26 protein-coding genes are annotated in these 26,094 nt (G+C 48.8%); 17 read left to right on the forward strand and 9 right to left on the reverse strand.

Annotated features, from left to right (window positions below; all coding sequences use genetic code 11):
- Window positions 1–129: 129 nt before the first annotated feature.
- The 8 genes from SATMO3_RS12230 to atpB form a co-directional block, all read right to left on the reverse strand.
- Complete coding sequence (locus SATMO3_RS12230) at window positions 130–558, reverse strand: F0F1 ATP synthase subunit epsilon (protein WP_371381067.1); 429 nt, start codon at window positions 556–558, stop codon at window positions 130–132.
- Between the two features lie 3 nt (window positions 559–561).
- Window positions 562–1,971: a F0F1 ATP synthase subunit beta gene (atpD, locus tag SATMO3_RS12235; RefSeq protein ID WP_371372239.1), complete on the reverse strand. Its 1,410-nt coding sequence runs from the start codon at window positions 1,969–1,971 to the stop codon at window positions 562–564.
- Between the two features lie 32 nt (window positions 1,972–2,003).
- Window positions 2,004–2,855 carry an ATP synthase F1 subunit gamma gene (atpG, locus tag SATMO3_RS12240; RefSeq protein ID WP_371372241.1) on the reverse strand — a complete coding sequence of 284 codons (852 nt, stop codon included), beginning with the start codon at window positions 2,853–2,855 and terminating at the stop codon, window positions 2,004–2,006.
- 6 nt (window positions 2,856–2,861) lie between these two features.
- Entirely contained in the window at window positions 2,862–4,385 is a 1,524-nt protein-coding gene (atpA, locus tag SATMO3_RS12245; protein ID WP_371372243.1) for a F0F1 ATP synthase subunit alpha, read from the reverse strand.
- A 203-nt stretch (window positions 4,386–4,588) separates the two neighbouring features.
- Window positions 4,589–5,143 carry an ATP synthase F1 subunit delta gene (atpH, locus tag SATMO3_RS12250; RefSeq protein WP_371372245.1) on the reverse strand — a complete coding sequence of 185 codons (555 nt, stop codon included), beginning with the start codon at window positions 5,141–5,143 and terminating at the stop codon, window positions 4,589–4,591.
- Window positions 5,137–5,640 carry a F0F1 ATP synthase subunit B gene (gene atpF / locus SATMO3_RS12255; RefSeq protein WP_371381068.1) on the reverse strand — a complete coding sequence of 168 codons (504 nt, stop codon included), beginning with the start codon at window positions 5,638–5,640 and terminating at the stop codon, window positions 5,137–5,139. The genes atpH and atpF overlap by 7 nt, the downstream gene beginning before the upstream one ends.
- A 93-nt stretch (window positions 5,641–5,733) precedes the next feature.
- Window positions 5,734–5,985 (reverse strand): F0F1 ATP synthase subunit C, encoded by a 252-nt coding sequence (atpE, locus tag SATMO3_RS12260; RefSeq protein ID WP_371381709.1) that lies wholly within the window; start codon window positions 5,983–5,985, stop codon window positions 5,734–5,736.
- 81 nt (window positions 5,986–6,066) lie between these two features.
- The gene (gene atpB, locus SATMO3_RS12265) at window positions 6,067–6,744 is read right to left on the reverse strand and encodes a F0F1 ATP synthase subunit A (RefSeq protein ID WP_371381069.1); all 678 of its coding nucleotides are present in this window, start codon (window positions 6,742–6,744) and stop codon (window positions 6,067–6,069) included.
- A 336-nt stretch (window positions 6,745–7,080) separates the two neighbouring features.
- Here atpB and SATMO3_RS12270 point away from each other — a divergent pair, with 336 nt between their 5' ends.
- The 8 genes from SATMO3_RS12270 to SATMO3_RS12305 all read left to right on the forward strand — a co-directional run bounded on the left by SATMO3_RS12270 (window position 7,081) and on the right by SATMO3_RS12305 (window position 14,267).
- Entirely contained in the window at window positions 7,081–7,809 is a 729-nt protein-coding gene (locus SATMO3_RS12270) for a GntR family transcriptional regulator (RefSeq protein WP_371381070.1), read from the forward strand.
- Between the two features lie 4 nt (window positions 7,810–7,813).
- Window positions 7,814–8,470 carry a B12-binding domain-containing protein gene (locus tag SATMO3_RS12275; RefSeq protein WP_371381071.1) on the forward strand — a complete coding sequence of 219 codons (657 nt, stop codon included), beginning with the start codon at window positions 7,814–7,816 and terminating at the stop codon, window positions 8,468–8,470.
- 13 nt (window positions 8,471–8,483) lie between these two features.
- Window positions 8,484–9,194: a DUF1638 domain-containing protein gene (locus SATMO3_RS12280; protein ID WP_371381072.1), complete on the forward strand. Its 711-nt coding sequence runs from the start codon at window positions 8,484–8,486 to the stop codon at window positions 9,192–9,194.
- 148 nt (window positions 9,195–9,342) lie between these two features.
- Complete coding sequence (locus SATMO3_RS12285; RefSeq protein WP_371381073.1) at window positions 9,343–11,226, forward strand: sensor histidine kinase; 1,884 nt, start codon at window positions 9,343–9,345, stop codon at window positions 11,224–11,226.
- A complete protein-coding gene (locus SATMO3_RS12290; protein WP_371381074.1) occupies window positions 11,213–11,908 on the forward strand; it encodes a response regulator transcription factor in 696 nt (231 codons plus the stop codon). Before SATMO3_RS12285 ends, SATMO3_RS12290 begins: the two co-directional genes overlap by 14 nt.
- A 242-nt stretch (window positions 11,909–12,150) precedes the next feature.
- Complete coding sequence (locus SATMO3_RS12295) at window positions 12,151–12,879, forward strand: GntR family transcriptional regulator (RefSeq protein WP_371381075.1); 729 nt, start codon at window positions 12,151–12,153, stop codon at window positions 12,877–12,879.
- Between the two features lie 4 nt (window positions 12,880–12,883).
- The gene (locus SATMO3_RS12300; RefSeq protein WP_371381076.1) at window positions 12,884–13,540 is read left to right on the forward strand and encodes a B12-binding domain-containing protein; all 657 of its coding nucleotides are present in this window, start codon (window positions 12,884–12,886) and stop codon (window positions 13,538–13,540) included.
- 16 nt (window positions 13,541–13,556) lie between these two features.
- Window positions 13,557–14,267 carry a DUF1638 domain-containing protein gene (locus SATMO3_RS12305; protein ID WP_371381077.1) on the forward strand — a complete coding sequence of 237 codons (711 nt, stop codon included), beginning with the start codon at window positions 13,557–13,559 and terminating at the stop codon, window positions 14,265–14,267.
- A gap of 104 nt (window positions 14,268–14,371) precedes the next feature.
- Here the strand turns inward: SATMO3_RS12305 and SATMO3_RS12310 are convergent, their stop codons facing one another.
- Window positions 14,372–15,328, reverse strand: a complete 957-nt coding sequence (locus tag SATMO3_RS12310; RefSeq protein WP_371381078.1) for a LysR family transcriptional regulator — start codon at window positions 15,326–15,328, stop codon at window positions 14,372–14,374.
- Window positions 15,329–15,601: 273 nt separating this feature from the next.
- On the opposite strand from SATMO3_RS12310, the gene SATMO3_RS12315 reads away from it, so the two are divergent.
- The 9 genes from SATMO3_RS12315 to SATMO3_RS12355 all read left to right on the forward strand — a co-directional run bounded on the left by SATMO3_RS12315 (window position 15,602) and on the right by SATMO3_RS12355 (window position 26,076).
- On the forward strand, window positions 15,602–15,850 hold the full coding sequence (locus SATMO3_RS12315; protein ID WP_371381079.1) for a hypothetical protein: 249 nt from the start codon (window positions 15,602–15,604) through the stop codon (window positions 15,848–15,850).
- 146 nt (window positions 15,851–15,996) lie between these two features.
- A complete protein-coding gene (locus tag SATMO3_RS12320; protein WP_371381080.1) occupies window positions 15,997–17,103 on the forward strand; it encodes a uroporphyrinogen decarboxylase family protein in 1,107 nt (368 codons plus the stop codon).
- Between the two features lie 388 nt (window positions 17,104–17,491).
- Window positions 17,492–18,304, forward strand: coding sequence for a methyl-accepting chemotaxis protein (locus SATMO3_RS12325; protein ID WP_371381081.1), 813 nt, complete (start codon window positions 17,492–17,494; stop codon window positions 18,302–18,304).
- Between the two features lie 31 nt (window positions 18,305–18,335).
- Window positions 18,336–19,469, forward strand: a complete 1,134-nt coding sequence (locus tag SATMO3_RS12330) for a uroporphyrinogen decarboxylase family protein (RefSeq protein WP_371381082.1) — start codon at window positions 18,336–18,338, stop codon at window positions 19,467–19,469.
- Window positions 19,470–19,656: 187 nt separating this feature from the next.
- Window positions 19,657–21,036, forward strand: coding sequence for a sigma-54 interaction domain-containing protein (locus SATMO3_RS12335; RefSeq protein ID WP_371381083.1), 1,380 nt, complete (start codon window positions 19,657–19,659; stop codon window positions 21,034–21,036).
- A gap of 269 nt (window positions 21,037–21,305) precedes the next feature.
- Window positions 21,306–22,880 carry an acyl CoA:acetate/3-ketoacid CoA transferase gene (locus tag SATMO3_RS12340; RefSeq protein ID WP_371381084.1) on the forward strand — a complete coding sequence of 525 codons (1,575 nt, stop codon included), beginning with the start codon at window positions 21,306–21,308 and terminating at the stop codon, window positions 22,878–22,880.
- Window positions 22,881–22,885: 5 nt separating this feature from the next.
- On the forward strand, window positions 22,886–24,028 hold the full coding sequence (locus tag SATMO3_RS12345) for an acyl-CoA dehydrogenase family protein (protein ID WP_371381085.1): 1,143 nt from the start codon (window positions 22,886–22,888) through the stop codon (window positions 24,026–24,028).
- Between the two features lie 62 nt (window positions 24,029–24,090).
- The gene (locus SATMO3_RS12350; RefSeq protein ID WP_371381086.1) at window positions 24,091–25,230 is read left to right on the forward strand and encodes an acyl-CoA dehydrogenase family protein; all 1,140 of its coding nucleotides are present in this window, start codon (window positions 24,091–24,093) and stop codon (window positions 25,228–25,230) included.
- 69 nt (window positions 25,231–25,299) lie between these two features.
- Window positions 25,300–26,076 carry an electron transfer flavoprotein beta subunit/FixA family protein gene (locus SATMO3_RS12355; RefSeq protein ID WP_371381087.1) on the forward strand — a complete coding sequence of 259 codons (777 nt, stop codon included), beginning with the start codon at window positions 25,300–25,302 and terminating at the stop codon, window positions 26,074–26,076.
- Window positions 26,077–26,094 lie beyond the last annotated feature (18 nt).

The raw sequence follows: 26,094 nt of genomic DNA on the forward strand, positions 1-26,094 counted from the left end.
TTTTATATTTTCCTGCTATAGTATATTCGTCAGAAAATTTTAAAATCCTGCCATTTGATGTCTAATTAATCAGAAAATTAAAAAATAAATTATTAGATTTACTGCCGCAAAGAAAAAATCCGTAGCTAGCTACGGATTTTTTATATTCGCTGTTTTATTAACAGCCTGAGCAACTTTGAGGCGGAGTACTGCTCGTTTGAGGGCAATTTCAGCCCGGTGGAAATCTATATCCCCGCCGTCTTTGAGGCGTATTTCCGCCCGCTCCTTAGCTGCCTCGGCTCGATCGGTGTCAATTTCCGCCGGCAGTTCGGCGCAGCTTGCCAGAATAGTTACCTTCTGCGGGCGGACTTCGATAAAACCGCCGCAGAGCGATAGCATTTCCTCGCCTTCGTCTTTTAAGATCCTGAGGGGCCAAATATCGAGCCCGGCAATCAGCGGCGCGTGACCGGGCAGGATACCCAGGTCCCCGTCGGTGGCTCTGGCTATGACCATATTGACGTCTGCGGAATAGACCATCCGATCAGGAGTAACAATATCCAGCCGAATTGTATTGGCCATATATTATTCCCCCTTCATCTTCTGAGCCTTTTCCACTGCTTCGTCGATGGTGCCGACCATGTAGAATGCCGTTTCCGGCAGGTCGTCGTGCTTGCCGTTTAAGATTTCTTTAAAGCCGCGGATGGTTTCTTTTAAGGATACGTATTTGCCGGGGGTGCCGGTAAAGGCTTCGGCTACGAAGAACGGCTGGCTTAAGAATCTTTGGATTTTACGCGCCCGCGATACGGTGAGCTTGTCTTCATCGGACAACTCTTCCATACCCAAGATGGCGATGATGTCTTGCAGTTCTTTATACCGCTGCAGTACTTCCTGTACGCCGCGGGCGACCTGGTAGTGGTCTTCGCCCAGGACGTGGGGGTCCATGATCCGCGAGGTGGAGTCCAAGGGGTCCACGGCCGGATAAATACCGAGCTCGGCGATCTGCCGGGACAGTACGGTGGTGGCGTCAAGATGCGCAAAGGTGGCCGCCGGCGCCGGGTCGGTGAGGTCGTCGGCCGGCACGTATACGGCCTGTACCGAGGTGATGGAGCCTTTTTTGGTGGAGGTGATGCGCTCCTGCAGGGCGCCGACGTCGGTGCTCAGGGTAGGCTGGTAGCCTACGGCCGACGGCATGCGGCCTAAAAGGGCGGATACTTCGGAACCGGCCTGAATGAACCGGAAGATGTTGTCGACGAAGAGGAGTACGTCCTGGCCGCCGACGTCACGGAAGTATTCGGCCATGGTGAGGCCGGTGAGGCCGACGCGCATACGCGCTCCGGGCGGCTCGTTCATCTGGCCGTAGACGAGGGCGGTTTTGTCGATTACGCCGGACTCGATCATTTCGTTCCAGAGGTCGTTGCCTTCACGGGTCCGCTCGCCTACGCCGGCGAAGACGGAATAGCCGCCATGCTCGGTGGCTATGTTTCTTATGAGTTCCATGATGAGGACGGTTTTGCCTACGCCGGCGCCGCCGAAGAGACCGATTTTGCCGCCCAAGGCATAGGGGGCGATGAGGTCGACGACTTTGATGCCGGTTTCTAAGATCTGGGTTGTGGTGGCCTGGTCTTCAAAGGCCGGTGCCGGCCGGTGGATTGGCCAGTATTCTTCAGCGCTGACGGCGTCCGGGTTGTTGTCGACGGCTTCGCCGAGGACGTTAAAGACGCGCCCCAAGGTGCCTTTGCCTACTGGAATTTTAATGGGTGCCCCGGTATCGACTGCTTTCATGCCACGGGTTAGGCCGTCGGTGGAGGACATGGCCACGCAGCGGACGGTGTTGTCTCCCAGGTGCTGCATGACTTCGGCGGTCAGTTTTACACGGACTTCGCCGACGGTTTCGTCTACGGTTACGGCGTTATAGATGGCAGGCAGTTTTTCCGGGGGAAACTCTACGTCAATAACAGGACCGATTACCTGTATGATTCTACCGATATTCACGGGGTTTCCCCTCCTTAACTTCTTGAGACCTTTTACTTGAGTGCTTCAGCGCCGCCGACGATTTCGGAGATTTCACTGGTGATGGAGGCCTGGCGCACTTTGTTGTAGTTTAAGGTCAGTTTGGATATGAGTTCTTGCGCGTTGTCGGTGGCGGAGCCCATGGCTGTCATGCGGGCGCCGAGTTCGCTGGCCGCCGATTGCAGGAGGGCTCCGTAGATGACGGTCTCCAGGTATCTGGGCAGCAAGAGTCCGAGGACTTCACCGGCTGACGGCTCGAAGATGTATTCGGTCTGAGGCGTTTCTTCCCCATCCCCGATCCCGGCTACCGGCAACAGTTTGACGGTGGTCGGATTCTGGTTGATGGGGGAATAGAAGTGGGTGTAGGTGAGATAAATTTCGTCGTATTCGCCGCTGGCAAATTTTTCGGCCAGGAGTTTGGCGAGGTCTACGGCATCCTGGTACGAGGGTTTTTCGGAGAAACCGAAAAATTCGTGGTCGATTGTGTAGCCACGCCGTTTGAAGTAGTCCCGCGCCTTGCGGCCGACGGTGATTAAACGGGCGCTGTTGTTGCCGCGCACGTGCGGCAGGACTTCTTTTATCAGGTTGGAGGAGTAGGCGCCGGCGAGGCCTTTGTCGGCGCTCAGGACGAGGTAGCCGGTTTGCCTGACTTCCCTCACTTCTAAAAGCGGATGGGAGGCTTCTTTGGCATTAGGCGCTACGCTGGCGAGTACTTCCCGGATTTTGTCGGTGTAGGGACGGCTGGCAATGGCGCGTTCCTGGGCCCGTCTTAAGCGGGCGGCGGCTACCATTTTCATGGCTTTGGTGATTTGCTGTATGTTTTTTACACTTTTGATGCGGCGGCGGATGTCTCTGGCGCTAGCCATGTGTTATCACCTCGCTGCTTCTACTTTGACAAAAGTGTCTTTAAATTCTTTGATGGCTTTTTTGAGAGCCGCCTCGGTTTCGGCATCGATGGTTTTCTTTTCGCGGATGGTTTTGGCTACTTCGGCGTAGTTGCCGCGCATGAATTTTAAGAGGTCCTGCTCGAATTTGGTGACGTCTTCGATGGCGACGTCGTCTAAGTAGCCGTTGATGCCGGCGTAGATAACCATGACTTGCTCTTCGACAGACATGGGGACGTATTGCGGCTGTTTTAAGATTTCCATCATGCGCTGGCCACGGTCAAGCTGGGCTTTGGTGGCTTTGTCGAGGTCGGAGCCGAATTGGGCGAATGCGGCCAGTTCGCGGTATTGCGCGAGATCAAGACGCAGCCGGCCGGCTACCTGTTTCATGGCTTTGATCTGGGCCGAGCCGCCGACGCGGGATACCGAGAGGCCGGCGTTGATGGCCGGACGGATGCCGGAGTAGAAGAGTTCGCTTTCTAAGAAGATCTGGCCGTCGGTGATGGAGATGACGTTGGTCGGGATGTAAGCCGATACGTCGCCGGCCAGGGTTTCGATGACGGGCAGGGCGGTAATGGAACCGCCGCCGAGTTCGGCCGAGAGTTTGGCGGCCCGCTCTAAGAGGCGGGAGTGTAAATAGAATACGTCGCCCGGATAGGCTTCGCGGCCGGGAGGACGGCGTAATAGAAGGGACATGGCGCGATAGGCCACGGCGTGTTTGGAGAGGTCGTCATAGACGCAGAGGACGGCGCCGCCTTTATACATGAAGTATTCGCCCATGGTTACGCCGGCGTAGGGAGCCAGGTACTGGAGCGGCGCGCTGTCGGAGGCGGTGGCGGCTACGACGATGGTGTATTCCATGGCGCCGGCTTCTTCGAGGGTTTTTACGACCCGGGCCACGGTGGAGGCTTTTTGGCCGATAGCGACGTAGATGCAGGTGACGCCCTGGCCTTTTTGGTTGATGATGGTGTCGACGGCGATGGCGGTTTTACCGGTGCCGCGGTCGCCGATGATGAGTTCGCGCTGGCCACGGCCGATGGGGACCATGGAGTCAATGGCTTTGATGCCGGTTTGCAGCGGTTCTTTTACCGACTGGCGGTCGGCTATGCCGGGAGCACGGTATTCTACCGGCCGGAATTCGCTGGTAGCTATGGGCCCTTTGCCGTCGATGGGCTGGCCGATGGCGTTAACGACACGGCCGACTATGGCTTCGCCGACGGGAACCTGCATGATGCGGCCTGTCCGCCGTACGGTGTCGCCTTCTTTAATTTCGATTTCGCCGCCCAAGAGTACGGCGCCGACATTGTCTTCTTCCAGGTTTAAGACCATGCCGTATACTTCGTGTGGAAATTCCAACAGCTCCCCGGCCATGGCCTTTTCCAGGCCGTGGATCCGGGCGATGCCGTCGCCTACTTCGATTACTGTGCCAACATCATCGACGCTTAGGTCGACCTGATAATGCTCTATCTGTTGTTTGATGATGGCCGTTATTTCTTCTGGCCTCATTTTCATACCTTGTATGTCACCCCAATCATAAAGTAGACTTAGTTTCAGGTGGGGATTTAACCACCTGAAGGTTAGTCGCCCTTATCCAGGAGCTTAGCCGTTCTTATGCCCGCTTCCAGAGCGGGAGTCTTAGAACAGGTTCGCTACAGGATAAAGTCTACAGCAAGACGCTCAGAGCCTGAGCCGTCTTATTACGTATAAAACTGAGACTACACAGCAGTGGCCTGGTTATTTAACAGGGCCGCCTTAAGCGCTTTTAGCTGGCGGGCCACACTGCCATCAATCAATTTATCGCCGATTTTGACAACAACGCCGCCAAGCAGTTCTTGGTCAATTGTTGCTTTGAGCACGATATTTTTGCCGGTAACTTCGCTTAGTTTTGCCGCCAGCGCCGTCAGTTGTTCCTGACTAAGCTCCTTGGCGGTAAATATTTCGGCTTCGGCAATGTTTCTGGCCTCATTGGCCAGACGTATGTACTCGCGGATAATAGCCGGCAACGCCGGCTCACGTCTTTTGTCAATTAAAAGCAATATAAAATTGCGAACAAAGACATCCAGTTCTTCGGCAAATATCTGGCTGATGGTTTCTTTTTTCGCCTCGGCCGGCACTAGCGGATGATAAATCAGAGTGGCCAGTTCTTCATGCCCGGCTATGGTGTCTTCCACTAGCTTGAGCTCTTGTTCCACTTTATCCAGCATTGCTTTTTCAGTGGCAATTTCATAAATGGCCTGGGCGTACTTGAGCGCTAACTGGCTTGTTAGCATGGCAGATTACCTGACTTTGGTTCAGCCGGTTTGGTAATCGTTTCATTTACAAGCTCAGCGTTAACTGCCGCGTCCAGTTTACGATCAATTATTTTTGTGGCCGTAAGCAAAGAAAGGTTGACTACTTCATCTTTCAGTCGAGCCATTGCGCCGGCTCGTTCGGCGGCAATTTCAGCAAGCGCCGTTTGTAACAGTTTGGCATTGGCGGCACGGGTCTCTGCCAGGATTTGCTCTTTAGCCTGTTCAGCAAAATTTATAGTTTCGGCAACTAGTCTCTGAGCTTCTGTATGAGCAGCGGCGAGCTGCTGTTCGTATTCCTTCTTAAGCTGTTCGGCTTGCATTTTATCACGCTCAGACGTCTCCAGCCGCTCGGCTATGAACTTTTGACGGCCTTCCAGAATTCGCAATAAAGGCTTATAAGCCAATAGCGCCAAAATTCCGGTTAGGATAAGAAAGTTAATTATTTGGGCCAATAGGGTACCGTTTAAGTCAACCACAGGAGTACCTCCTACTATTGGCGGGTAAAGGTCACTGGCAGGACGGGATTCCTGCAAATGGCCCTTACACGCTCAATTACAATCATACTGACTTTATTTAATGAAAGGATTAGCGAAAACGAATACCAGAGCAATTACAACCGCAATAATAGGCACTGACTCAATTAAGCCGACCGAGATGAGCATATTTATCATCATCGCGCTTTTGGATTCAGGCTTTTTGGAAATACCTTCAACAAACTTGCCTGTTACCACACCATCGCCGATGCCTGCGCCAATAGAGGCCAGGCCGACCGCAAAAGCGGCGCCAAGGATAGAACCGCCGGTGATAAGTGCCTGTTCCATAGTCATAAATTTTTCTCTCCCTTATTTCAGATATTCTAGCAGATGTAAAAGTAATAAAAGTAAGTGTAACTTTAGCCGATACTAATGGTCTTTGCCAAGCGAGTTGGACAGATACGACATTGAAAGCATTGTGAATATAAAAGCTTGTACAATGCCAACGAATACGCTGAACGCCAGCCAGGCAGTCGGGATAATGTAAGGTACCAGCATTCCCAGAATGAGCAGTAATACTTCGCCGGCCAAAATATTGCCGAATAAACGAAACGACAGAGTAATTGGCTTTGCCAATTCTTCTATTACATTGATAATCACAAACACCTTGTAAGGCTCAAAAAAATGTTTGAAGTACCTGACCGGTCCATTATTGATCATACCCAATACATGTACCAGGACAAGTACCATCAAAGCCAGGCCCAATGTGGTGTTGATATCGTTTGTGGGCGAAGTTAGCCCGGGGATTAGTCCCATTTCGTTGGATACCACCAAAAATAAAAACAAAGTTATAATTAGTGGCGCTAGTTTTCTTCCTTTAGGTCCCATTGTGCTGTCAATCTGATCCAATAAGGCGGTAACCAGCATTTCCAGAAAGTTTTGCCAGCCAGTGGGTACTAGCTGCAGTCTCCTGGTAGCCAAGAAGGCCAGGATGATGACAATTGCCATACTGAGCCAGGTCATCTCAAGGGTGTCCATATTAAAGGTCATTCCGGCGAAATGCGCTAATTTGTGACTGCCAATTTCATGTCCTCCACCATGTTCCATGTTCTCACCTCCTTTAAAATTGTCGATTTTTTCGCAAAAATTTTGCTAAAATCGACAAAATAGAATAGTTATATATATATGTAGATATATATATAATCGTATTTTAACCAAATACGTAAAAAAATGTCAATAAAATAGAGAAATGTTATATAATTCAGAAATAAAAGTAAATATAGAGAAATTTGCTTAATTCTCCAGCGAAAACCGTAAGAAAATTGACAAAACTAGTAGTTTTCGGTATCATATAAATAATTATAGATATATATACTTCGGCTTTTGAAGTACGCTATAACACTCATGAATCATGAATCATTATTATTTTGAAGGATGACCAAGATGAGAAATCGCGAGAACCTAATCCCTGTTTACTACCGCTTAGCGGAAGATATAAAAAAAATAATCGAATCAGGTGTATTAAAAGACGGCGATCTGATTCCGACTGAGGCGCAACTTTGCGAGCAATACGCCATTAGCCGTATGACAGTTCGGCAGGGACTTGCCCTTTTAGCCGAAGCCGGTTTAATTGAAACTGTCAGAGGCAAAGGCAGCTTTGTTACCCGGCCCCGACTAAATCAGCTGGTTATTGATCTAAACCATAACGCAACAAGCAAAGAGCAAATACGGTACACGCTTTTGGGGGTAAATTTAATCCGAAATAACGGGGAATTTGCTGAAAAACTGGGTTTTACCGGTGAAGCAAATGTAATAACCATAAAACGCCTGATGTTTAAAGGTAATTTGCCTGTGGCAATCGAAGAGAAGTTTTTGCGCTACCAGAAGGGAAAACCATTGCTGGAAACCCAGCTGGAGTATGCCGATTTCCCCGAAGTGGTTGCCAAACATCAGGAAAGTGTGCCGGTTCGCAACGATATGCGGATTTTCGTGGCAGCATTGTCAGCTGAACAGGCTAATTTACTAGCAGCGGAAGGGTCACAGCCTGCCCTTGGCATTAAGCAGCTTATCTATTCGGAGGATGATAAACTGTTGGGAGTGGCCACTATGATTTGTCATAAGGACAGGTTTGAATTAAAGGCAACTTCTTATCCATTATCCGGAAGGCTGTGAAAGTATGTTGAAAACCCAGAAAATGCTGGTAGGGGCTATGAGCAAACTCGACGATACTATGGTCATGAATTTGGTCAGGCAAGGCCTCCAGATGGGAATCAGCCCTTATGTTTTATTGGAGGAAATCCGGGCAGGCATTGACCGGGTTGGTGAATTGTACAGCAAAGGTGAGTATTTCTTATCCGATCTGATTATGGCGTCTGAGATTTTTAAAGATGTATTGGCGCTGGTAACAAACCACCAAGGAGTTATCGCTAAAATTTCATATCCCACGGTTGTTTTTGGAACGGTGGAAAATGACATTCATGACATTGGTAAAAATATTACCACAGGCATTCTGCGCTATAATGGTTTTGGTGTCTGTGACCTGGGGGTTAACGTGCCCGGACACAAATTTGTTGAAGCCGTAAAACAGCATAATAGTCCTGTCGTTTGTTTAACAGGACTTATTACCGGGGCCTATGAATCCATGAAAAAAACAATTGCAATGCTGGAAGATGCCGGCTTGCGTTCACGGCTTACCGTAATTATTGGCGGCTTGGTCGGTGAGAGTGTCAAGGAGTACACCGGAGCTGACTATTGGGCCACAGACTGTACCAAAGTAGTTGAAATATGCCGGAAGATACTTGTTGCGAATAGGAGAGTTGTTCAATCGTCGTGAAGGAAGTGGTTGGATGGGTACGGCAATATTAGCATGCCAGACAATTCAGCAGGAGCTTACATTGGCATTAAAGGAAACAGGCAAAAAATATCCGGTAATTTATGTTGAATCAGGATTGCATAATACACCAGAATTATTACATAAAAGAATCCAGGAAAAAATTAACCGCATCGATAATGTTGAAACCATTTTATTGGTATTCGGCTACTGCGGCAATAGCATATTGGGTATCAAGTCAGCTAAAGCGAGGCTCGTGCTCCCGAAAGTGGATGATTGTATTCCGTTGCTTTTGGGTTCGTGTAAAACCCGTAATAACCTATCGAAAGAGATGGGAACCTATTTTCTCACCAAAGGCTGGCTGGACAATGAAAGCAATTTATTACGCGAGTATGAGCGTTGTGTTGAACGTTATGGCCGTGACAGGGCCTTAAGAATCATGAAGGTTATGCTGGGGCATTATAAACGTTTTATCCTTATTGACACAGGCGCCTATGCGTTGGAAAATGTATTGCCGGAGACGCAGCGTTTTGCAGAAACCTTGCATCTATGTCATGAAGTAGTAAAGGGATCGCTGCGTTTATTCAATAAACTGTTGCTGGGACAGTGGGATGAAGAATTCCTGGTGTTAGAGCCAGGTCAGGAGGCTACCTTGCAGGATATCTGCAGTAGCGGTTTGCCGTCCGAAGTAAGTCAGCTTCCCCCCCATAGATCATTGGGTTATTGATATACTTTTAAATAAGAACCAGGAGCCGTGCGCGGCAGGCCTGGTTTTTTATTACATTGCCAGTAAGTAGATTCCCTTTTTTCGTAAGCCAAAGATTTCTGTGATGTCCTGAGCTGCCTTAATGCTGTAGCCAAAGGGGAGGAATAACATGAAAAATCTATCGATTAAGGCCCATTTATGGATTGCTTTTGCAGTTATCCCCATGATTCCGGTAATTTTTCTCAGCATTTTGCAGATCCTTCAACCCTATAGGCACTCCTGGGAATCAATAGCCTTCAACCTGCTTATTACTTTGGTCTTTACCCTGCTGCTGGGGTATTTTCCAGCCAAACGAATCAATATCACTATCAGAATGCTTGTAGAGTACGTCCAGAATGTAATGAGCGCAGGCAAGGAGATTGCGGCGGTGAGTTTTCCCCGCTTTGCGCCACGGGAATTTACCGACATGGCTGAAAATTTTTTTATACTGGCTAAGCAGACCAAGGACAGTCAACAAGCTTTACTTAGGCTAAATGCAGAACTCGAACAGCGGGTAGAAGAGCGAACAAGCAGCCTGCAACGGACTAACCAGGAACTGGCCATATTAAATCAACTAATTACCCCGTCGACACCTTACCCGGGAGGCTCAAGTATAATCGGGGAATGCCTCAAGCAGTTTTTGGAGCTGTCAGGGGTAAAGGTGAATTTGTACCTAACCAAACCGGTATTTTCTCTACTGGGGCCTTATGAGGAAGAAGTGAGCGGAGTAACTGATCAGGAAGCGGCGACTGCGCAGGGAAATCATAAAAATGCACAACGATATTATATTCAGCCTATTCGTTCCGGCAATACAACGTTTGGACACCTGGTAGTAGCCAATTCGCCGTTAAATGAAGCCGACCGGAATTTTTTGCAAACTTTGTCCCAATCCGCCGGGATTATCATTCAGAAAGAAATGCTGTCGCAGACTCTGCAGCAAAATCTTGCTGTGCTAAAAGCCGTACTGGAGAGTATGAATGATGCAATCACCTTAGTTGACAACAAGCAGGAAGTAGCCTACGCCAATGGGCGTATGGCCAAGCTGCTCGGCATTCCCTGTGGCGGGCTGCGCGGGTTGCCGGCGGCGTATATTTTTGATGTTTTATCAGGAAGCTTGGCCGAGTCCGACCGGAAAACTATTCAGCAAGCCAGGCAGGAATACGGCGTCTATAAGTTTAAATTTAATCATGGAGAGAACCATCGGTATATGATGCTTTCCGCCTTTCCTGTCACCGGCGATGAACAGTATACTATCGGCAAGGGGTTTGTCTGGCGGGATATCACCAGGGAGCAGGAAGTTGACAAACTAAAGAGTGATCTGATTTCTATGATCTCCCATGAATTCAAAACCCCCATTACCAGCATTAAGGGCAGTGTGGAAACACTGCTGCGCCGGGAGGCCGACTGGGATGAAGAATTTAAACAGGAGATGCTGACCGGGATTCACGAGGACATTAACCACATTCAGGAACTGGTTAATGACTGGCTCGACATTTCGCGAATTGAGGCAAAAGCCATACGTCTAGAAAGAGAACCGGTACGTCCGTATGCTATTATTGATAGCGCCATCAGAAAATTGCCGAAGCATTTCGCCTGTAATGCAAGAATAGAGTCCGCAGTGGCTGAAAATTTTCCGTTTATGTACGGGGACAGGGTTCGTCTGGGGCAAGTTTTGTCCAATCTGCTTATAAATGCCATTCGCTATAACGATAATGTTCCTGAGATTAAAGTTAACGCCGGCTGTGATGAAAAATATATACATATCAGTGTCACCGATAACGGCATTGGGATAAGTGAACAGCATTTGACTAAAGTCTTTGACCGGTTTTACTGTGTTGATGCCGGTAGGAACCGGCGGACAGGCGGGACCGGATTAGGGCTGGCAATTTGTAAGGGCATTGTCGAAGCTCATGGCGGCAGGATCAAAGTCAGAAGCAGTCAAGGTGCGGGCAGTACCTTTATTGTTTCAATACCTAAATATATTAGCGCTGGTGATGGCTATGAGAAAATGTAAAGTATTCATTATAGATGATGAGCCTAAAATATTGCGATTTATTTCAGCCAATCTTAAGTCATTAGGATATGAGGCCTATATATTTCAGAACGGTACAGATGCCCTGGCTAATTTCGATGTTTTGGACCCGGAGCTGATCTTATTGGATATTATGATGCCTGAGCTGGATGGGTTGGAAGTCTTAAAAAGGCTGCGAACATTTTCCAATGTGCCTGTCATTATTCTGACGGCGCGCGGCGATTCAACCGATAAAGTGCGCGGCCTCAATATGGGAGCCGATGATTACCTTACAAAACCGTTTGCATTGGATGAACTTTTTGCCAGAGTCCAGGCTGTTTTGCGGCGGTCCGCCAACCGGGAAGCCAATAATCACGTAACAAGCGAAATCAGAAACGGCGAGGTTACCGTTAATCTGGCGCAGCGGCGAATCTGGCTTGGAAACAGGGAGATGAAGCTGACCGAAACGGAATACAAATTGTTTTCCCTGTTAATGGTGAATGCCGGTAAGGTGATGACACACGAACAGCTTCTGAGCGATATCTGGGGGAGTGAATATCGTGACGATGTGGACTATTTACGGGTAGCAATAGCCCGTATCCGGCAGAAAATTAAGAATGCCGAGTTTGAGGGGAAAATAATTGTAACATATCCCGGTGTGGGCTATATGATCGCCACTGAATAAGCAGGGCGCCATGCCGGAACTTTTATATTTAAATAGGTAAGCAGTAAGAAGACCTGACGACTCAATGACCGTCAGGTCTTCTTACTTGTTTTAGGCTGAGTCTTATGCCGGCAGAGCGTGATATTAATTTTTCAATGTTTTAGATAATTGCGACTAAACAATTGACACAATTATTAGTCATAATATAAAATATATATATACATATATATAGCATCTGTGTTTGAACTGCAAAGGAGTTTTTTATGCGAAACCGTGAGACCCTGATTCCTGTCTATTACCGTTTGGCTGAAGATATAAAAAAACAAATAGAATCAGGTGAGTTAAAAGACGGCGACCTGATTCCGACAGAGGTGCAGCTTGGTGAACAATATTCTATAAGCCGTATGACGGTGCGCCAAGGTATAGCCCTCCTGGCAGAGGCTGGTTTGATCGAGACAATCAAGGGCAAAGGGAGTTTTGTCACCCGGCCCCGTTTAAACCAGTTGGTTATTGACCTTAAACATGTCGGAGTTCCCAGGGAACAGGTACACTATAAGCTCTTAGATGTTAACTTAATACGTAATAATACGGATTTCGCCAACAAGCTGGGATTTACCGGCGAAGCCAGTGTAATTGCAATAAAGCGCTTAATGCTTAAGGGGAATTTGCCGGTGGCTATAGAGGAAAAGTTCTTGCGCTATCAAAAAGGCAAGCCACTATTGGAAACCCAATTGGAATATGCCGATTTTCCGGAAGTAGTTGCGAAACATCAGGAAAGTGTGCCGGTTCGCAATGATATGCTGATTTCTGTGGCGGCCCTGTCTGCCGCGCAGGCAAAACTGCTCGATGCCGGGGAAGGATTGCCCGCGCTCGTAATCAAACAGGTTATCTATTCTAAAGATGATAAATTGCTGGGCGTGGCAACTATGGTTTGCCACAAAGACCGTTATGAACTAAAGGCAACCTCATATCCATTACTAGGAAGGTTGTGATAGTATGTTGAAACTGCAGAAGATGCTGGTTGGAGCTATGGCCAGGTTGGACGATACCATGGTGTTGAATCTGGTCAAACAAGGACTGCGTATGGGAATTAGTCCCTATGTCTTACTGGAAGAAATAAGGGCGGGCACAGACCGGGTTGGCGAGTTGTACAGCCGGGGAGAATACTTTCTGTCCGATCTGATTATGGCTTCCGAGATTTTTAAAGATGTATTGGCGCTGGTGAATCAAGACCGGGATGTCAGGACGAAAGCTTTTTATCCAACCGTAATTTTTGGCACGGTAGAAGAGGACATTCACGACATTGGCAAAAATATTACAACCGGTATTATGCGTTATAACGGCTTTGACATTTGCGATTTGGGGGTTAACGTACCTGCACAAAACTTTGTTGATGCCGTCAATTTGCATAATAGCCGGATTGTTTGTTTGACCGGATTGATTACCGAAGCTTTTGATTCTATGAAAAACACAATTATGCTCTTGGAAGAGGCCGGCTTGCGCGAACGGACTACTGTAATTATTGGCGGCCTGGTCAATGAAAGTGTCAGAAAGTACACAGGCGCCGATTATTGGGCCACAGACTGTACAAAGGTCGCGGAACTATGTCGTTCTATTCTTGCAACTGACAATCGTATTGCCCAGTCATTATAAAGGATGTGGCTAGAAGATGGGGACGGCGATAATAGCCTGCCAAACTCTCAGGGACGAGCTTAGGCTGGCAATTAAAGAGACGGGTGTGGAATATCCGGTTATTTATATTGAATCCGGTCTGCATAACACGCCGGAACTATTGCATAAAAGCATTCAGGAAAACATCAATTGCATGGATAATATTTCCACCATACTGCTGGCATTCGGCTACTGTGGCAACAGCTTGCTGGGGATAAGGTCAGAGAAGGCCAGGCTGGTAATACCCAAGGTTGACGACTGTATTCCGCTGCTCTTAGGTTCCTGCGAAGCAAGAAGAAATATTTTGAAAGAAAAGGGAACCTATTTTCTTACCCAAGGCTGGCTGGATAATGAAAATAACCTCTTGCGTGAATATGAGCGCTGCGTTGAGCGTTATGGGCCGGAGCGGGCTCTAAAGATCATGAAGATTATCCGGGGGCATTACAAACGGTTTATGCTGATTGATACAGGCGCCTATGCTGTAGAAAGCGTACTGCCGCAAACCCGGCGTTTTGCTGAAATGCTGCATATGTGCCATGAGGTGACGAAGGGGTCATTGCGCTTGTTATGTAAATTATTACAAGAACAGTGGGATGAGGAATTCCTGGTGCTGGAACCGGGAAAGGAAGTCACGCTACAGGATATCTGCGCTAACAATATTCAGGCGGCAATGAATCAGAGTACACCTGTAAGATTGATTAGTTGCTGACTCTTGCGGCTAACGTCAACTATATGCTGCGCCGGCGATCACTGCAATTAGCTGAGAAACATCTTCATAGACAATGAATAAGCCACCCCGGCGGGTGGCTTATTCTATGGCTTGGAACAGGCTGCCCGGGGAAATACTCCCGGATTGACCTTTTCATCCTGGCCGGATTGCATATTGACCGTTTCAAGTACTTTGAGAAAAAGCGATACAGCAGGGTTCTGGCGGTCCTTCTTCCAGGTAGCCACGATATTACAGCAGGCTTCCTCCCCCTGCATGCCGACTAAGGAAATCCCGGCCGGAACATGGCGTGCCAGCGACGGATCTTTAGGCATGAAAGAAATGCCCATCCCTGCCTCGACATACCAGTAAACGCTCTCCATACGAGTTGTCTTGCTGGCGATATTGGGTGTAAAGGTTCTGCTGGCACAAAGATTCATAAACCAGCTAAAACCGTCAGGTGTTTCCGTATCGGACAGAACAATGAAGGGGTCGGTGGCCAGGGCCGAGATATCAAGGGAAGCAACTCCCGCGTAAAGATGGTCGCTGGGCAATAAAAAGTACATAGGCGTTTTTTGAATTAGACGCTGGGCGAACCGGCCGGCTTTCAGTTCCCGGCCCATTATGATCGTGAACCCCATATCCACTTCGCCGGATTCAATAGACTCTTCAATCATTTTAAGGGTTAACACCTGGATATCAACGCTGATTTGCGGATATAGCGAGCGGAAGCGTTTGAGCGAATACGGGAGAAAGGCATTTTCAAAACCAAAACAGCCAAGTTTCAGGCTGCCACGGATGCCGCGCTGGGCCTGACGGGTTTTTTCAATAATATCGGCCATTCTGGCGATCAGTCCATTGCCCTCGCGCAATAAGGTTTTTCCGGCCGGTGTTAGCTCCAGTGAACGATGATGACGGATAAACAGTTCAACGCCCAACTCGGATTCGAGATCGGCAATTTGTTTGCTTAGCGCCGACTGGCCAATGTAGATCCGTTTAGCCGCCTCAGTAAAGCTCAGGCATTGGGCAACCGTTATAAAGGAGTGCAGATTGCGAATATCCATGGCAAGTCCTCCGTCTAAATATGTCTATACATCTATAATCATAATATAATTGTTGACAAAAGGGTAGCGGGGCAACTGATTATTTTGAATAATATCGAGCACTGGGTATACTTATCCGACTAAGTTTGAAAACCCCGCATGGGAAGGAGTACATATTGCTTGCTATGATTTCTGGGAATGGTTTTAAGAATTCTGAGAATTTGACGCCGCGGCCAGAGTGAGCTAACATGTAAACATATACACTGTGATCATATAAAAGCAGCCAGCAAAGCAATGATTGACTCGGCTCTGGATTTGGGTGTGGATGGGGTACAGTTTCCTTATTTTGATCCGCGTCTCCTTAGTACTATATGGCTTTCCAGAGTGCGTCTGCCCGGCAGTGAGTTGCCTCTTACCTGGTTGCTTGCTGATACGCAATTTAGATTAGACAAGGATACAAGCATGTTGTTTGCGTATACAGCTGATAAACATAGAGAATATTATGATTTAAGAGCAGTGGGATTTGAATATTTAGGAATCTAAAATATGAATTTGCAGAGGGAATATGGCTTCAACACGGCTGGTCAGGCTAAACGGCAAATGACGGCAGTTCGCCTAAAGGTATGTACTACGCAGTTATAAGAATTTAAATTTTATTTAGATAATAAGTGTTATGAAGGAGTGGGAACATGAAAACACCACAAGAACTATTATTAGAACGCAAGACGCGGGTTCATAAAGCCGTTGCCCTGGAAAAACCGGACAGAACGCCGGTAATATTAATGGCCGATGCTTTCTGCGCCAATCACATGGGGGTAAAGCTGTCCGACTTTTGCTCAAGCCTTGCTATCCAGAACCAAACGATACTAAATTCCGCGAAAGCTTTCGGCGATATTGACGGTATGAATGCGCCCTATGCAGCAGGGCCGCTGTTTCCGCTGATCTTTATGACCTATGTCAAGCTTCCCGGCAAGGAGCTGCCCGACAATTCCCTGTGGCAGCTTGACGAAAGGGAAGTTATGACGGTGGAAGACTATGATACTATCCTTAATAAGGGCTGGGCGCCGTTTATGCAGGATTATCTGGTCAACAGACTGCATTACCCGCTTGCCCAGATGCTGGAGGAACTGGCGCAAACACCGCAATTTGTGAAAAACTTCGAAGATGCCGGGTATATGATATATTCGCCCATTATCGCCACCGCGGTCCCGGAACTGCTCGGAGGCGGCCGTTCCATGCCGAAATTTATGCGGGATTTGTATAAGATCCCCGACAAGGTCGAGGCTGTACTGGACGTTATCCAGCAAGAGTGCCTGGAAACCTTGCGGCAGCAAATCCGGGCGACCAAAGCTTCCATTGTGTTTATGTCACCGGCCCGCGGAGCCAGTGAGTTTTTCTCGCCGAAGCTCTGGCAGCGTTTTATTTGGAAATACTTGAAGGAAACAGTGGACGTAATCCTGGAAGAAGGGGCGTTTGCCGATATTCACATTGACTCCAATTGGGAACGCGATCTGGAATTTTTCCGGTCGCTGCCGAAAGGCAAATGTATTTTTGAAACCGACAGCGCTACAGATATTTACAAAGTTAAAGAAGTTATCGGTGACATGATGTGCATCAAGGGGGACGTTCCGGCCGCCAAGCTGGCGCTGGCCACCCCGGATGAAGTCTACAGCTATTCGGCCAAACTGGTGAAAGACATGGGGCCGGGTTTCATTCTCTCTTCCGGCTGCTCCATACCGCCGAACGCCAAGATTGAAAATGTCAAAGCCATGATTGCGGCCGCCACCGGCCAATAGAACAGGCGAAAATAACATAACGAAGTCCTGAATCCTTAGAATGGGGTTCAGGACTTTTTTGTGTCTCAATGTCAAAAAACCGGTCAGAGTTTTTTTATGTACCCCAAATGGTACATATTCATTGCAGGGATAGTGCGATAGTAGCAATTTTGCGACTATAGCTAAAATCACACAGTTGCTGGAATCAGGAATAACAGCATGTTTTCACTAATATTGGGTAAGGGTTGTACTATTGGCATAAAATTTGCATCTATAAACAGTTAGTGCTTTTATATGTATTTATAAATCTGCAACCAGCGATATAAAGAGATTAGTGAGCGGCGGAGCGTGATTTTGCTACAGGCTTGCTGTTATCCCGGTTACTATGAATTCACAAGGGGCGGTGGAAATGACAACAGAGGATTTAATCCGTATTGCCGATATTATTCGGGACTTGAATGTATTTGACTGTTCGGCCATGGTCTGTGATAAGGAGGGACGAATTCTTCATTATTTCCCGGCAGACACCTTTCATGCCGATGTTAAAATTGGCGAGATTGCCCAAGGCGGAGCGATAATGGAATGTATTAGAACCGAAAAAAAAGTAGTTGCTGCAATACCCAAAGCGGTGTACGGCATACCCTGCAAAGCCATTGTCAGACCTGTATTTGATGAGAACCTGCAGTTCGTAGGCATTATCGGCGTTGCTGTCAGCATGCAGACACACGCAGTCTTGAACACTGCTGCGCTTACGATTGCCGCAACTTCTCAACAATTGAATGTAACAGCCGAGAATCTTACCGTTTCAGCTACTAAGCTCTCTGATAATCTCAACCAGGTTCGGCAAGATGGCGAAAAAGTGTTAGGGGATATTAATAAAACGGCAAATATACTGAATTTTGTCAGTGATATTGCGGCAAATTCCAATTTGTTGGGGCTTAATGCCGCCATTGAGGCGGCCAGAGCAGGCGAACATGGCCGTGGCTTTGCCGTTGTGGCGGAAGAAATCCGTAAAATGGCGGTAAACAGTGGGAAATCGGTCAAAGAGATTGAAGTTATTCTTAAGACCATCCAGCAAGATACTGCCAATGTTGTAGATGTTCTTGTTGCAGCAGCCTCTTTAGGTGACACGCAGGCAACAGCCACCGGTGAGATTTCGGCATCCATTCAGCAGCTAGCCGCAACTGCGGCTGATATACAGAAAGTTGCAGATTTAGTATAAAAGAAAACATATTCATAGGGGGAATGAAGTAATGGCAGATGTAATGACTGCGGAAGAAAGACTCGTAGCGGCAATTAACCTTCAACCGGTGGACAGGGTGGTCTGTGCGCCCATTATTGAACAGTATGCCGGTCAGCACGTTGGGCTGACCAACAAAGAATTCCTGTGGGACTGGGATAAAGCCCAGGCGGCTATTCATAAGGTTTGGGAAGACTATCCCGTATGGGACAGTAATGCCTACATGCTGCACGGGCGTATCGGCCCGGTTGCCACAAAATGCGGTCCGGGACGATTCAAAATGCCAGGCAAAGACCTGGAAAACAACGCCCAATACCAAATCCATGAGTTTGAGACTATGACCCGGGAAGATTATCCGCTTCTCAAGGAAAAAGGCTGGGCTGAATTCCGGATGGTTTTTCTGGAACGGGCCCATCAGGTCAGCCGGGAAGATGTGCTGGCCGGACAAAAAGAAATGGCCCTGCTCCGTCAGGATGAAATTAACCGCAGCCTGGCCCGCGGCCAAAGTTTGACCTGGGGGGCTATTATGGGCACAGTTCCGTTTGACGCGCTGTCGATCGTGCGTTCCATGGAGCGTTTTTATAAAGATATGTACCAGATCGCCGATCAGGTGGAAGAGTTGCTCTGGCTGATCAACGACGCCGTTATTGCCGGCTCGGAGATGGCCGTCAAGGCCACCGGTATCAACAGGGTATTTGTCGGTGGTGTGCGCGGCGCCGGACAGTTTATTAACAAGAAGAACTTCGAGCGGTTTGTCTGGCCGCAGCTCAAAGTCATGGTGGAACGCCTGGTCGAAAAGAATATTGTCCCTGTTTTGCATTTTGACGCCGACTGGACCAAAAACTTAGAATATTTTCTCGATTTGCCTAAAGCCAAATTTATATTGGAACTGGATAGTGCAACCGATATTTTTAAAGCCCATGAAATCTTAAAAGGCCATTGCGCAATCAAAGGGGATGTCAGTCCGGCCCTGTTTACGGTAGCTTCCCCTGGCGAGCTTGACGAATATGCCAAAAAGCTAATAACGACATTCCGCAATGGGGAAGGGCTAATCTACTCGTCAGGCTGCAATTTGCCGATGAACGCCAAACGGGCGAATGTGGATGCATTCTTTGCTGCTGTGGATAAATACGGTCGCTATAATTAATTACGGTAGATACGTTGCAAACAGTTTCACTATAGGTGAGACTGTTTTGCCTTGTTTTAAGATATGCGGCAGTATAACAGATATACTAGCGGGAATTTACCGTAATATGTCGAATATTGCAAAGTACAAGCAACAAAGGAGTGATTCTGTGCCACGTGTTTCCAAGAAGACGAGGCGAGATAATCAATTGGCAAAACAGAAACTCGGGCAAATATTTGATAATTTGCCGGATCCGATCTTTGTTACTGACCGACACGGCCATGTGCTGCTGTCCAATTCAACAACAGCCATAACTATTGGCATGTCTTTAGATGAGCTGTTAAATTCCAATGTCCATGATCTTGTAGACAAAGGTTATTACAGCAAATCCTATGCCGTGGAAGCGGCTGACAAAAAACGCGTGGTAAAAGGGGAACTGGTCACCAAACTTGGCTTCAGGCAGTTATCCACCAGTACTCCCATTATGGATGATGACGGCAATGTTATTCTGGTGCTGACTACCGGCCGGACCTCAGAGTCTGAGAAAACGCATAAAGGCGCGAATGAGCAGGAGTTTATCAGCCGCTGCAAGCGGGAAATGGAGTACTTGCGCAATTACGTTCTGGACAAAGAGACCATTGTGGCGGAAAGCAAAGCCATGAAGAAACTCCTGTTGGAAGCTCACGCCATTGCCCGGACCGACAGTACGGTGGTGCTATATGGCGAGTCCGGTACAGGCAAGGAAATTCTGGCTAAATATTTGCATCGCCATAGCAAACGGTCCGGCAATGCTTTCATCGCCATCAATTGCGCCACTCTGCCGGAGCATCTGGTGGAATCCGAACTATTTGGCTATGAGAAAGGGGCTTTTACCGGCGCCAGTGCCGAAGGGAAAATTGGTTTATTTGAAGCTGCCCACGGCGGTACGCTGTTTCTGGACGAAATTGCCGAATTGCCCTTAGCGCTGCAGTCCAAGCTTCTCCGGGTTCTGGAAACCTGCGAAGTGAGACGGCTGGGCAGTTATGTGGACCGCAAACTGGATTTTAGACTGATTGCCGCGACTCATAAGGATTTACAGAAGATGGCCCAGGAGGGTACATTCCGTACCGATTTATTCTATCGTCTTAATGTCATTCCGGTGCAGATCCCGCCTTTGCGTGAACGTCCGGAAGATATCATCGCTTTGGCTTTGAAATTTTTTGAATTTTTCCGCAAGAAATATGACCTGAACATGCAAATGAGCCCTCACACGCTGGCGACTTTTCAGAAGCATAACTGGCCGGGTAATGTACGTGAGCTAAGAAATGCCGTCGAACGGTTAGCGATTAACAGCCTGCAAAACTTTTCCTCCGACTACCTGGATATGGATCAGCGTCTGACGGGAACTATGCAGCCGTACGATTGCCTGCGGTCACTGGGGCAGGCAGGCAAGCTGCGGGATGTTGTCAAGTTTGTGGAAAAGCAATATATTTATCAGGTCCTGCATGACTGCGGCGGTAGGATTGGCGAAGCGGCAGACAAGCTGGGAATATACCGCACGGTGCTTTATCGTAAGTTAAAGTCATTTGAAGAAGATGATACGGTATAAATAAACCCGAATGTACTCTCGGCGGTACATTCGGGTTTATTCATTTCGGCTCCAATATATTTATAGCTATATGTACCTGAAATGGTACATATATTTTCTGAATTTTAATAACTGTCGCATAATAGGTACTTTTCAAAACTTATATCTGTACTTTAAACAATAATCATAGCTGATTTTGTTAGGGTTTATGAGAAATTTCCCGGTTGGCACAAAACTTGCTTCATAGTATTGGCGATTCTGAATTTTGACATTAGAAGGGAGTCTTTGGTATGTCGAAAATGTTAACCGCCGAGCAGGCGGCTGCCTTAATCCAGGATGGCGCTTCAGTGGCGGCGACCGGTTTTGGTCTTGCCGCCTGGGCGGAAGAAATTGCCCAGGCCATAGAAAAGCGGTTTGTGGAAACCGGTCATCCCCAAAACATTACCCTGACCCACGCGTCAGCCATTGGTGACTGGAAGGAGCGCGGTACGACCCGTTTGGGGAAAGAGGGCTTGGTCAAGCGCTGGATTGGCGCCCACATCGGTTCATCAGCCGGGATGTCCAAGCTGCTTGCAGAAAACAAAATGGAAGCGTATTGCCTGCCGCAAGGTGTAATTGTTCAATTATATCGCGAAATCGCAGCCAAACGTCCCGGCCTTATAACCAAAGTGGGCCTGGGGACTTTTGTCGACCCGCGGGTCGATGGCGCCAAAATGAACTCGGCCACTACCGCGGATATTGTCAAAGTAGTGGAGTTTGAAGGTGAAGAGTGGCTGTTTTACAAAACTTTCCCCATTGATGTGGCGCTGATCAGGGGGACGACGGTCGACGAAAATGGCAACATGACCATGGAGAATGAAGGTGTGCTGATGGAAGCGCTGCCGCTGGCGCAGGCCGCCAAAAATTCCGGCGGTATTGTCATTGTGCAGGCCGAGTATCTGGCCAAAGCCGGTTCGCTGCATCCCAAACAGGTAAAGGTTCCGGGCATTCTCGTTGATCATATTGTTATTGCCGCCAGCAAGGAAAGCTGCTGGCAAACGGAAGGCGTCTATTTTAACCCGGCCTTTGCCGGCGATCTTAAAGTGCCGCTTACCAGTATTCCTGAGCTGGCGCTGGATGAACGCAAAATTATCGCCCGCCGTGCGGCTATGGAGCTGGCTCCTAATACCATAGTCAATCTGGGAGTGGGAATCCCCAGCGATGTTGCCGCAATTGCCGCCGAAGAAAACGTTACCGGCCTTTTAACCCTGACGACAGAGGCCGGCGGTATCGGCGGCGTGCCGGCCAGTCTGCCGCATTTCGGCCAGGCCTATAATGCGGAAGCTGTTGTCGAGCATCATTCCCAGTTTGACTACTATGACGGCGGCGGCATTGACGCAGCTTTTCTGGGACTGGCGCAAACAGACAAAGACGGCAACGTCAATGTCAGCAAATTTAAAGGCCGGCCAATGGGCTGCGGCGGTTTCATCAACATAACGCAAAACTCGAAAAAAGTGGTTTATTGCGGATCCTTTACAGCCGGCGGGCTGGAGGTTACCGGCCAGGACGGCAAGCTGGTTATTGGCAAGGAAGGCAAAAATAAAAAGTTCATTGACAGTGTCGAGCAGATTACCTTTAGCGGCAAATATGCGGCTAAAGTCAAACAGCCGGTAGTATATGTGACCGAACGGGCGGTATTTGTTCTGGAAAATGGACAAGTAACTCTGACGGAGATTGCTCCCGGTATTGATCTGGAGAAAGACGTGCTGGCATTGATGGACTTTAAACCTGTTATCTCACCTGATTTAACAACCATGCCGAGTGGAATTTTCCAGCCTAAGTGGGGCCAGCTTAAAGAGATAATTGAAGCCAAAATGAAAGGTTGATGAATATGGTTGACATGTCGCTTACCCCGGAGCAACAAAAACTGCAGCAGTTGGCCCGGGATTTTACGGCTCAGCATATTATTCCCGTGGACCGCGAGTGGGACGAAAAAGGCGAGTTTCATGAGTTTATTCTGGCTGAAGCTAAAAAGGCCGGTCTTAATTGCCTAGCCATACCCAAAGAGTACGGCGGACCTGGTTATGACTCGGTAACTCAGTCGCTGGTGGCCGAAGAATGGGGCTACGGTTGCGCCGCCTTTACCACGACGCTGGGAGGTAATGGCCTAAGTTCCTATCCGCTGGCCGTTGCCGGCACCGAAGAGCAAAAACGCCTGTATTACGGGCGGATCGTAAGCGGCGGTATGGGCGGCTTTGCCCTGACCGAGCCGGGAGCCGGCTCAGATGCCGGCGCTTGCGCAACCACGGCCAAGCTTGATGGCGAAGAGTGGGTGCTAAACGGCACCAAATGCTTCGCTACCACCTGCGGCTATGCCACGATTATGGTGGTATTCGCCTCCACTGACCCCAGTAAAGGTGTTAAGGGATTAAGCGCCTTCATTGTGGAGAAAGAACGCGAAGGCGTCATTGTGGGCGCCGAGGAGCACAAAATGGGCATTCGCAGTTCAAACACCGTGGAACTGATTTTGAAGAATGTACGGATTCCGAAAACCCATCTGCTGGGCAAAGAGGGCGAAGGCATGAAGCTGGCCATGAAAACGCTGGATATGGCCCGGCCTATTGTTGCGTCACTGGCCGTAGGTATTGCCCGTCGCGCTTTAGATGAAGCCGTAAAATTCGCCAAAGAATATCTCGACGTCAATGGCAAACCCATCGGCAGCCATCAGGCGGTAGCCTTTAAACTGGCCGACATGGCCACGCAAGTGGAAGCTGCAAGACAACTGGTGCGTAACGCCCTCCGGCTAAAGGATGCCGGTGTGCCTTATACCAAGGAAGCGGCTATGGCGAAAACGTTTGCCACAGATGCCGCCATGCGGGTGACGGCCGATGCCGTGGAACTCATGGGGCAATATGGCTATTCTCACGACTCGATCGTGGAAAAGCTCATGCGGGACGCTAAAGTCACCCAGATCTACGAAGGCACCAATCAGGTTCAGCGGATTGTAATATCCGGAATACTGCTTAACTCATAGTGCCATGAGTCGCCTAAAAGCATGGTGCTAAGGTAAGCAGTACAGAAAAGGGAGGGTTACGCATGAGTTATGCATTAACGGAAGAACAACAACTAATTCAGCAAAATGCCCGGGAGTTTACCGCCGAGTATGTTGCGCCGGCGGCGGGCGAAATCGATCATACCGGGGTACATCCGGCAGCTATTGTTGCAAAAATGGTCGAACAGGACTTTCTCGGAATATTTTTGCCCGGTGAATTTGGCGGCGCTGAAGCGGGTTATCTCAGCTACGCGCTGATTATTGAAGAAATATCACGGGTGAGCGGGGCGGTTGCATCTATCCTGATCAGCCACGCCTCGCTGGCAGCCTACAGCATCTACCGTTACGGTTCTGCAGCTCAAAAACAAGCTTTCCTGCCGGCTTTGTGCCAGGGAGAAAAGGTAGGAGCATTTGCCTTTACCGAACCGGGGGCAGCTCCCGGGGCAGGCATGCATAAAGTGACAGCCCAAAAAGAAGGCGGCAGCTATGTTCTGAACGGCAGGAAATGTTATGTTGCCAACGGCGGCGCAGCCGGCCTGTATATAGTTTTTGCCCAGACCAACCCCGAAGCCGGGGCGCAAGGCATCAGCGCCTTTATTGTTGACAGTGGCGCAAGCGGTTTGTCAACCGTGCGGACTATCGGCAAAATGGGACTCAGAGGCTGCCAGTCGGCAGAACTGGAGTTTAACAACGTAATTGTGCCGGCTGCCAATCTGCTAGGAGCGGAAGGCGCAGGGCTGGCTATTGCCGCCGAGGCGCAAGCCGCCGCCAGTATTGCCGAAGGGGCGATGGTCGTCGGTATTGCCCAGGCTGCTATGGAAGACGCCGTTAAATACGGCAAGCAGAGAATCCAGTTCCGCCGTCCTATTGCCAGCTTTCCCGCTATTCAGACCATGCTGGCGGAAATGGCTGCTAACATTCATATGCTCCGGTTGGCAGTATATGATGCCGCCAGTCTTTTAGACAACGGCGAACCCTTTGCCAATGAGGCAGCCATAATTAAACTGTTTGCCGGCCGCATCGGGCAAAGCGCGCTGATTGACGTAATTCAGATTGAGGGCGGTTACGGTTACAGCCAGGAAATGGTAGCCTCGCGCCTGTACCGCGATGTGAAAGGCGCCTGCCTGAAAAACAGTTCTCTCGATTTTCCGGAAAAAGTCATCGCCGGTAATCTACTGGCTTAATTTACAAAAAAAACTAGGAACGAAAAGGAGAGGAGCCGCTCCTCTCCTCCATGAAGAAAGGGGTAAACCATGCAAAAGCTTCTTGTCTGCTACAAGTGGGTATTAGACGAACAAGACATCAAAATCGCGGGCGATTTGTCCCTCGACACCAGCCGGGCTAAATATAAAATCAGCGACTATGACAAAAATGCAATTGAAGAAGGAGTTCTGTTAGCGGAAAAGCATGGCGTCAGCGTTGAAGCCCTTACTTTTGGCTCAGTGGCAGCCAAGCAATCCCTGAAAGACGCCCTGTCCAGAGGTTTGGAAAAAGTATATTGGCTTGGGGATGCCGCAGCCGACCAGGCAGACGCTTTTGTAACGGCCAATATCCTGGCAGCCGCCATCAGAAAGATAAGCCAATATGATTTGATACTGTGCGGCGAAGGCAGCTCCGACGCCTATAGCCAGCAGACAGCCCCGCGCCTGGCGGCGCTCCTTGGCATTCCTGCCATCACCTTTGTGCAGCAGCTTAGCGTTGCCGACGGTAAAGTAACAGCTACGCGCAAACTGGGTGACTGCACCGAAGAAGTAGCCATAACCGGACCGGCAGTAATCAGCGTATTGCCCGAAATCAACAAACCGCGGATACCAGGCCTCAAACAAGTTATGGCGGCGGCCAAAAAACCGTCAGAAGAAATAAAACTTGCTGACCTGGAGCTTGCCGCCGAAGAACTCGCACCCAAAGTACGTTGCGTAAACCTGAAAGGCTACGTAATGGACCGGAAAAAAGTAATCTTCAAAGAGGCAAACCAGGCCGATAATGTCGCCAAACTAGTTGCCAGCCTTGCTCAAGAAGGCCTGTGCTAAAGGAAAGGGGTTAAAATA

Origin of the sequence: Sporomusa aerivorans (assembly GCF_041428895.1) — a bacterium.
Lineage (GTDB): Bacteria > Bacillota > Negativicutes > Sporomusales > Sporomusaceae > Sporomusa > Sporomusa aerivorans.

Coding starts and splice junctions, on each gene's coding strand:
- SATMO3_RS12230 (WP_371381067.1), bottom strand. CDS start 558: ATGGCCAATACAATTCGGCTGGATATTGTTACTCCTGATCGGATGGTC.
- atpG (WP_371372241.1), bottom strand. CDS start 2,855: ATGGCTAGCGCCAGAGACATCCGCCGCCGCATCAAAAGTGTAAAAAAC.
- atpA (WP_371372243.1), bottom strand. CDS start 4,385: ATGAAAATGAGGCCAGAAGAAATAACGGCCATCATCAAACAACAGATA.
- atpH (WP_371372245.1), bottom strand. CDS start 5,143: ATGCTAACAAGCCAGTTAGCGCTCAAGTACGCCCAGGCCATTTATGAA.
- atpE (WP_371381709.1), bottom strand. CDS start 5,985: ATGGAACAGGCACTTATCACCGGCGGTTCTATCCTTGGCGCCGCTTTT.
- atpB (WP_371381069.1), bottom strand. CDS start 6,744: ATGGAACATGGTGGAGGACATGAAATTGGCAGTCACAAATTAGCGCAT.
- SATMO3_RS12270 (WP_371381070.1), top strand. CDS start 7,081: ATGAGAAATCGCGAGAACCTAATCCCTGTTTACTACCGCTTAGCGGAA.
- SATMO3_RS12275 (WP_371381071.1), top strand. CDS start 7,814: ATGTTGAAAACCCAGAAAATGCTGGTAGGGGCTATGAGCAAACTCGAC.
- SATMO3_RS12280 (WP_371381072.1), top strand. CDS start 8,484: ATGGGTACGGCAATATTAGCATGCCAGACAATTCAGCAGGAGCTTACA.
- SATMO3_RS12285 (WP_371381073.1), top strand. CDS start 9,343: ATGAAAAATCTATCGATTAAGGCCCATTTATGGATTGCTTTTGCAGTT.
- SATMO3_RS12290 (WP_371381074.1), top strand. CDS start 11,213: ATGAGAAAATGTAAAGTATTCATTATAGATGATGAGCCTAAAATATTG.
- SATMO3_RS12295 (WP_371381075.1), top strand. CDS start 12,151: ATGCGAAACCGTGAGACCCTGATTCCTGTCTATTACCGTTTGGCTGAA.
- SATMO3_RS12300 (WP_371381076.1), top strand. CDS start 12,884: ATGTTGAAACTGCAGAAGATGCTGGTTGGAGCTATGGCCAGGTTGGAC.
- SATMO3_RS12305 (WP_371381077.1), top strand. CDS start 13,557: ATGGGGACGGCGATAATAGCCTGCCAAACTCTCAGGGACGAGCTTAGG.
- SATMO3_RS12310 (WP_371381078.1), bottom strand. CDS start 15,328: ATGGATATTCGCAATCTGCACTCCTTTATAACGGTTGCCCAATGCCTG.
- SATMO3_RS12315 (WP_371381079.1), top strand. CDS start 15,602: ATGATTGACTCGGCTCTGGATTTGGGTGTGGATGGGGTACAGTTTCCT.
- SATMO3_RS12320 (WP_371381080.1), top strand. CDS start 15,997: ATGAAAACACCACAAGAACTATTATTAGAACGCAAGACGCGGGTTCAT.
- SATMO3_RS12325 (WP_371381081.1), top strand. CDS start 17,492: ATGACAACAGAGGATTTAATCCGTATTGCCGATATTATTCGGGACTTG.
- SATMO3_RS12330 (WP_371381082.1), top strand. CDS start 18,336: ATGGCAGATGTAATGACTGCGGAAGAAAGACTCGTAGCGGCAATTAAC.
- SATMO3_RS12340 (WP_371381084.1), top strand. CDS start 21,306: ATGTCGAAAATGTTAACCGCCGAGCAGGCGGCTGCCTTAATCCAGGAT.
- SATMO3_RS12345 (WP_371381085.1), top strand. CDS start 22,886: ATGGTTGACATGTCGCTTACCCCGGAGCAACAAAAACTGCAGCAGTTG.
- SATMO3_RS12350 (WP_371381086.1), top strand. CDS start 24,091: ATGAGTTATGCATTAACGGAAGAACAACAACTAATTCAGCAAAATGCC.
- SATMO3_RS12355 (WP_371381087.1), top strand. CDS start 25,300: ATGCAAAAGCTTCTTGTCTGCTACAAGTGGGTATTAGACGAACAAGAC.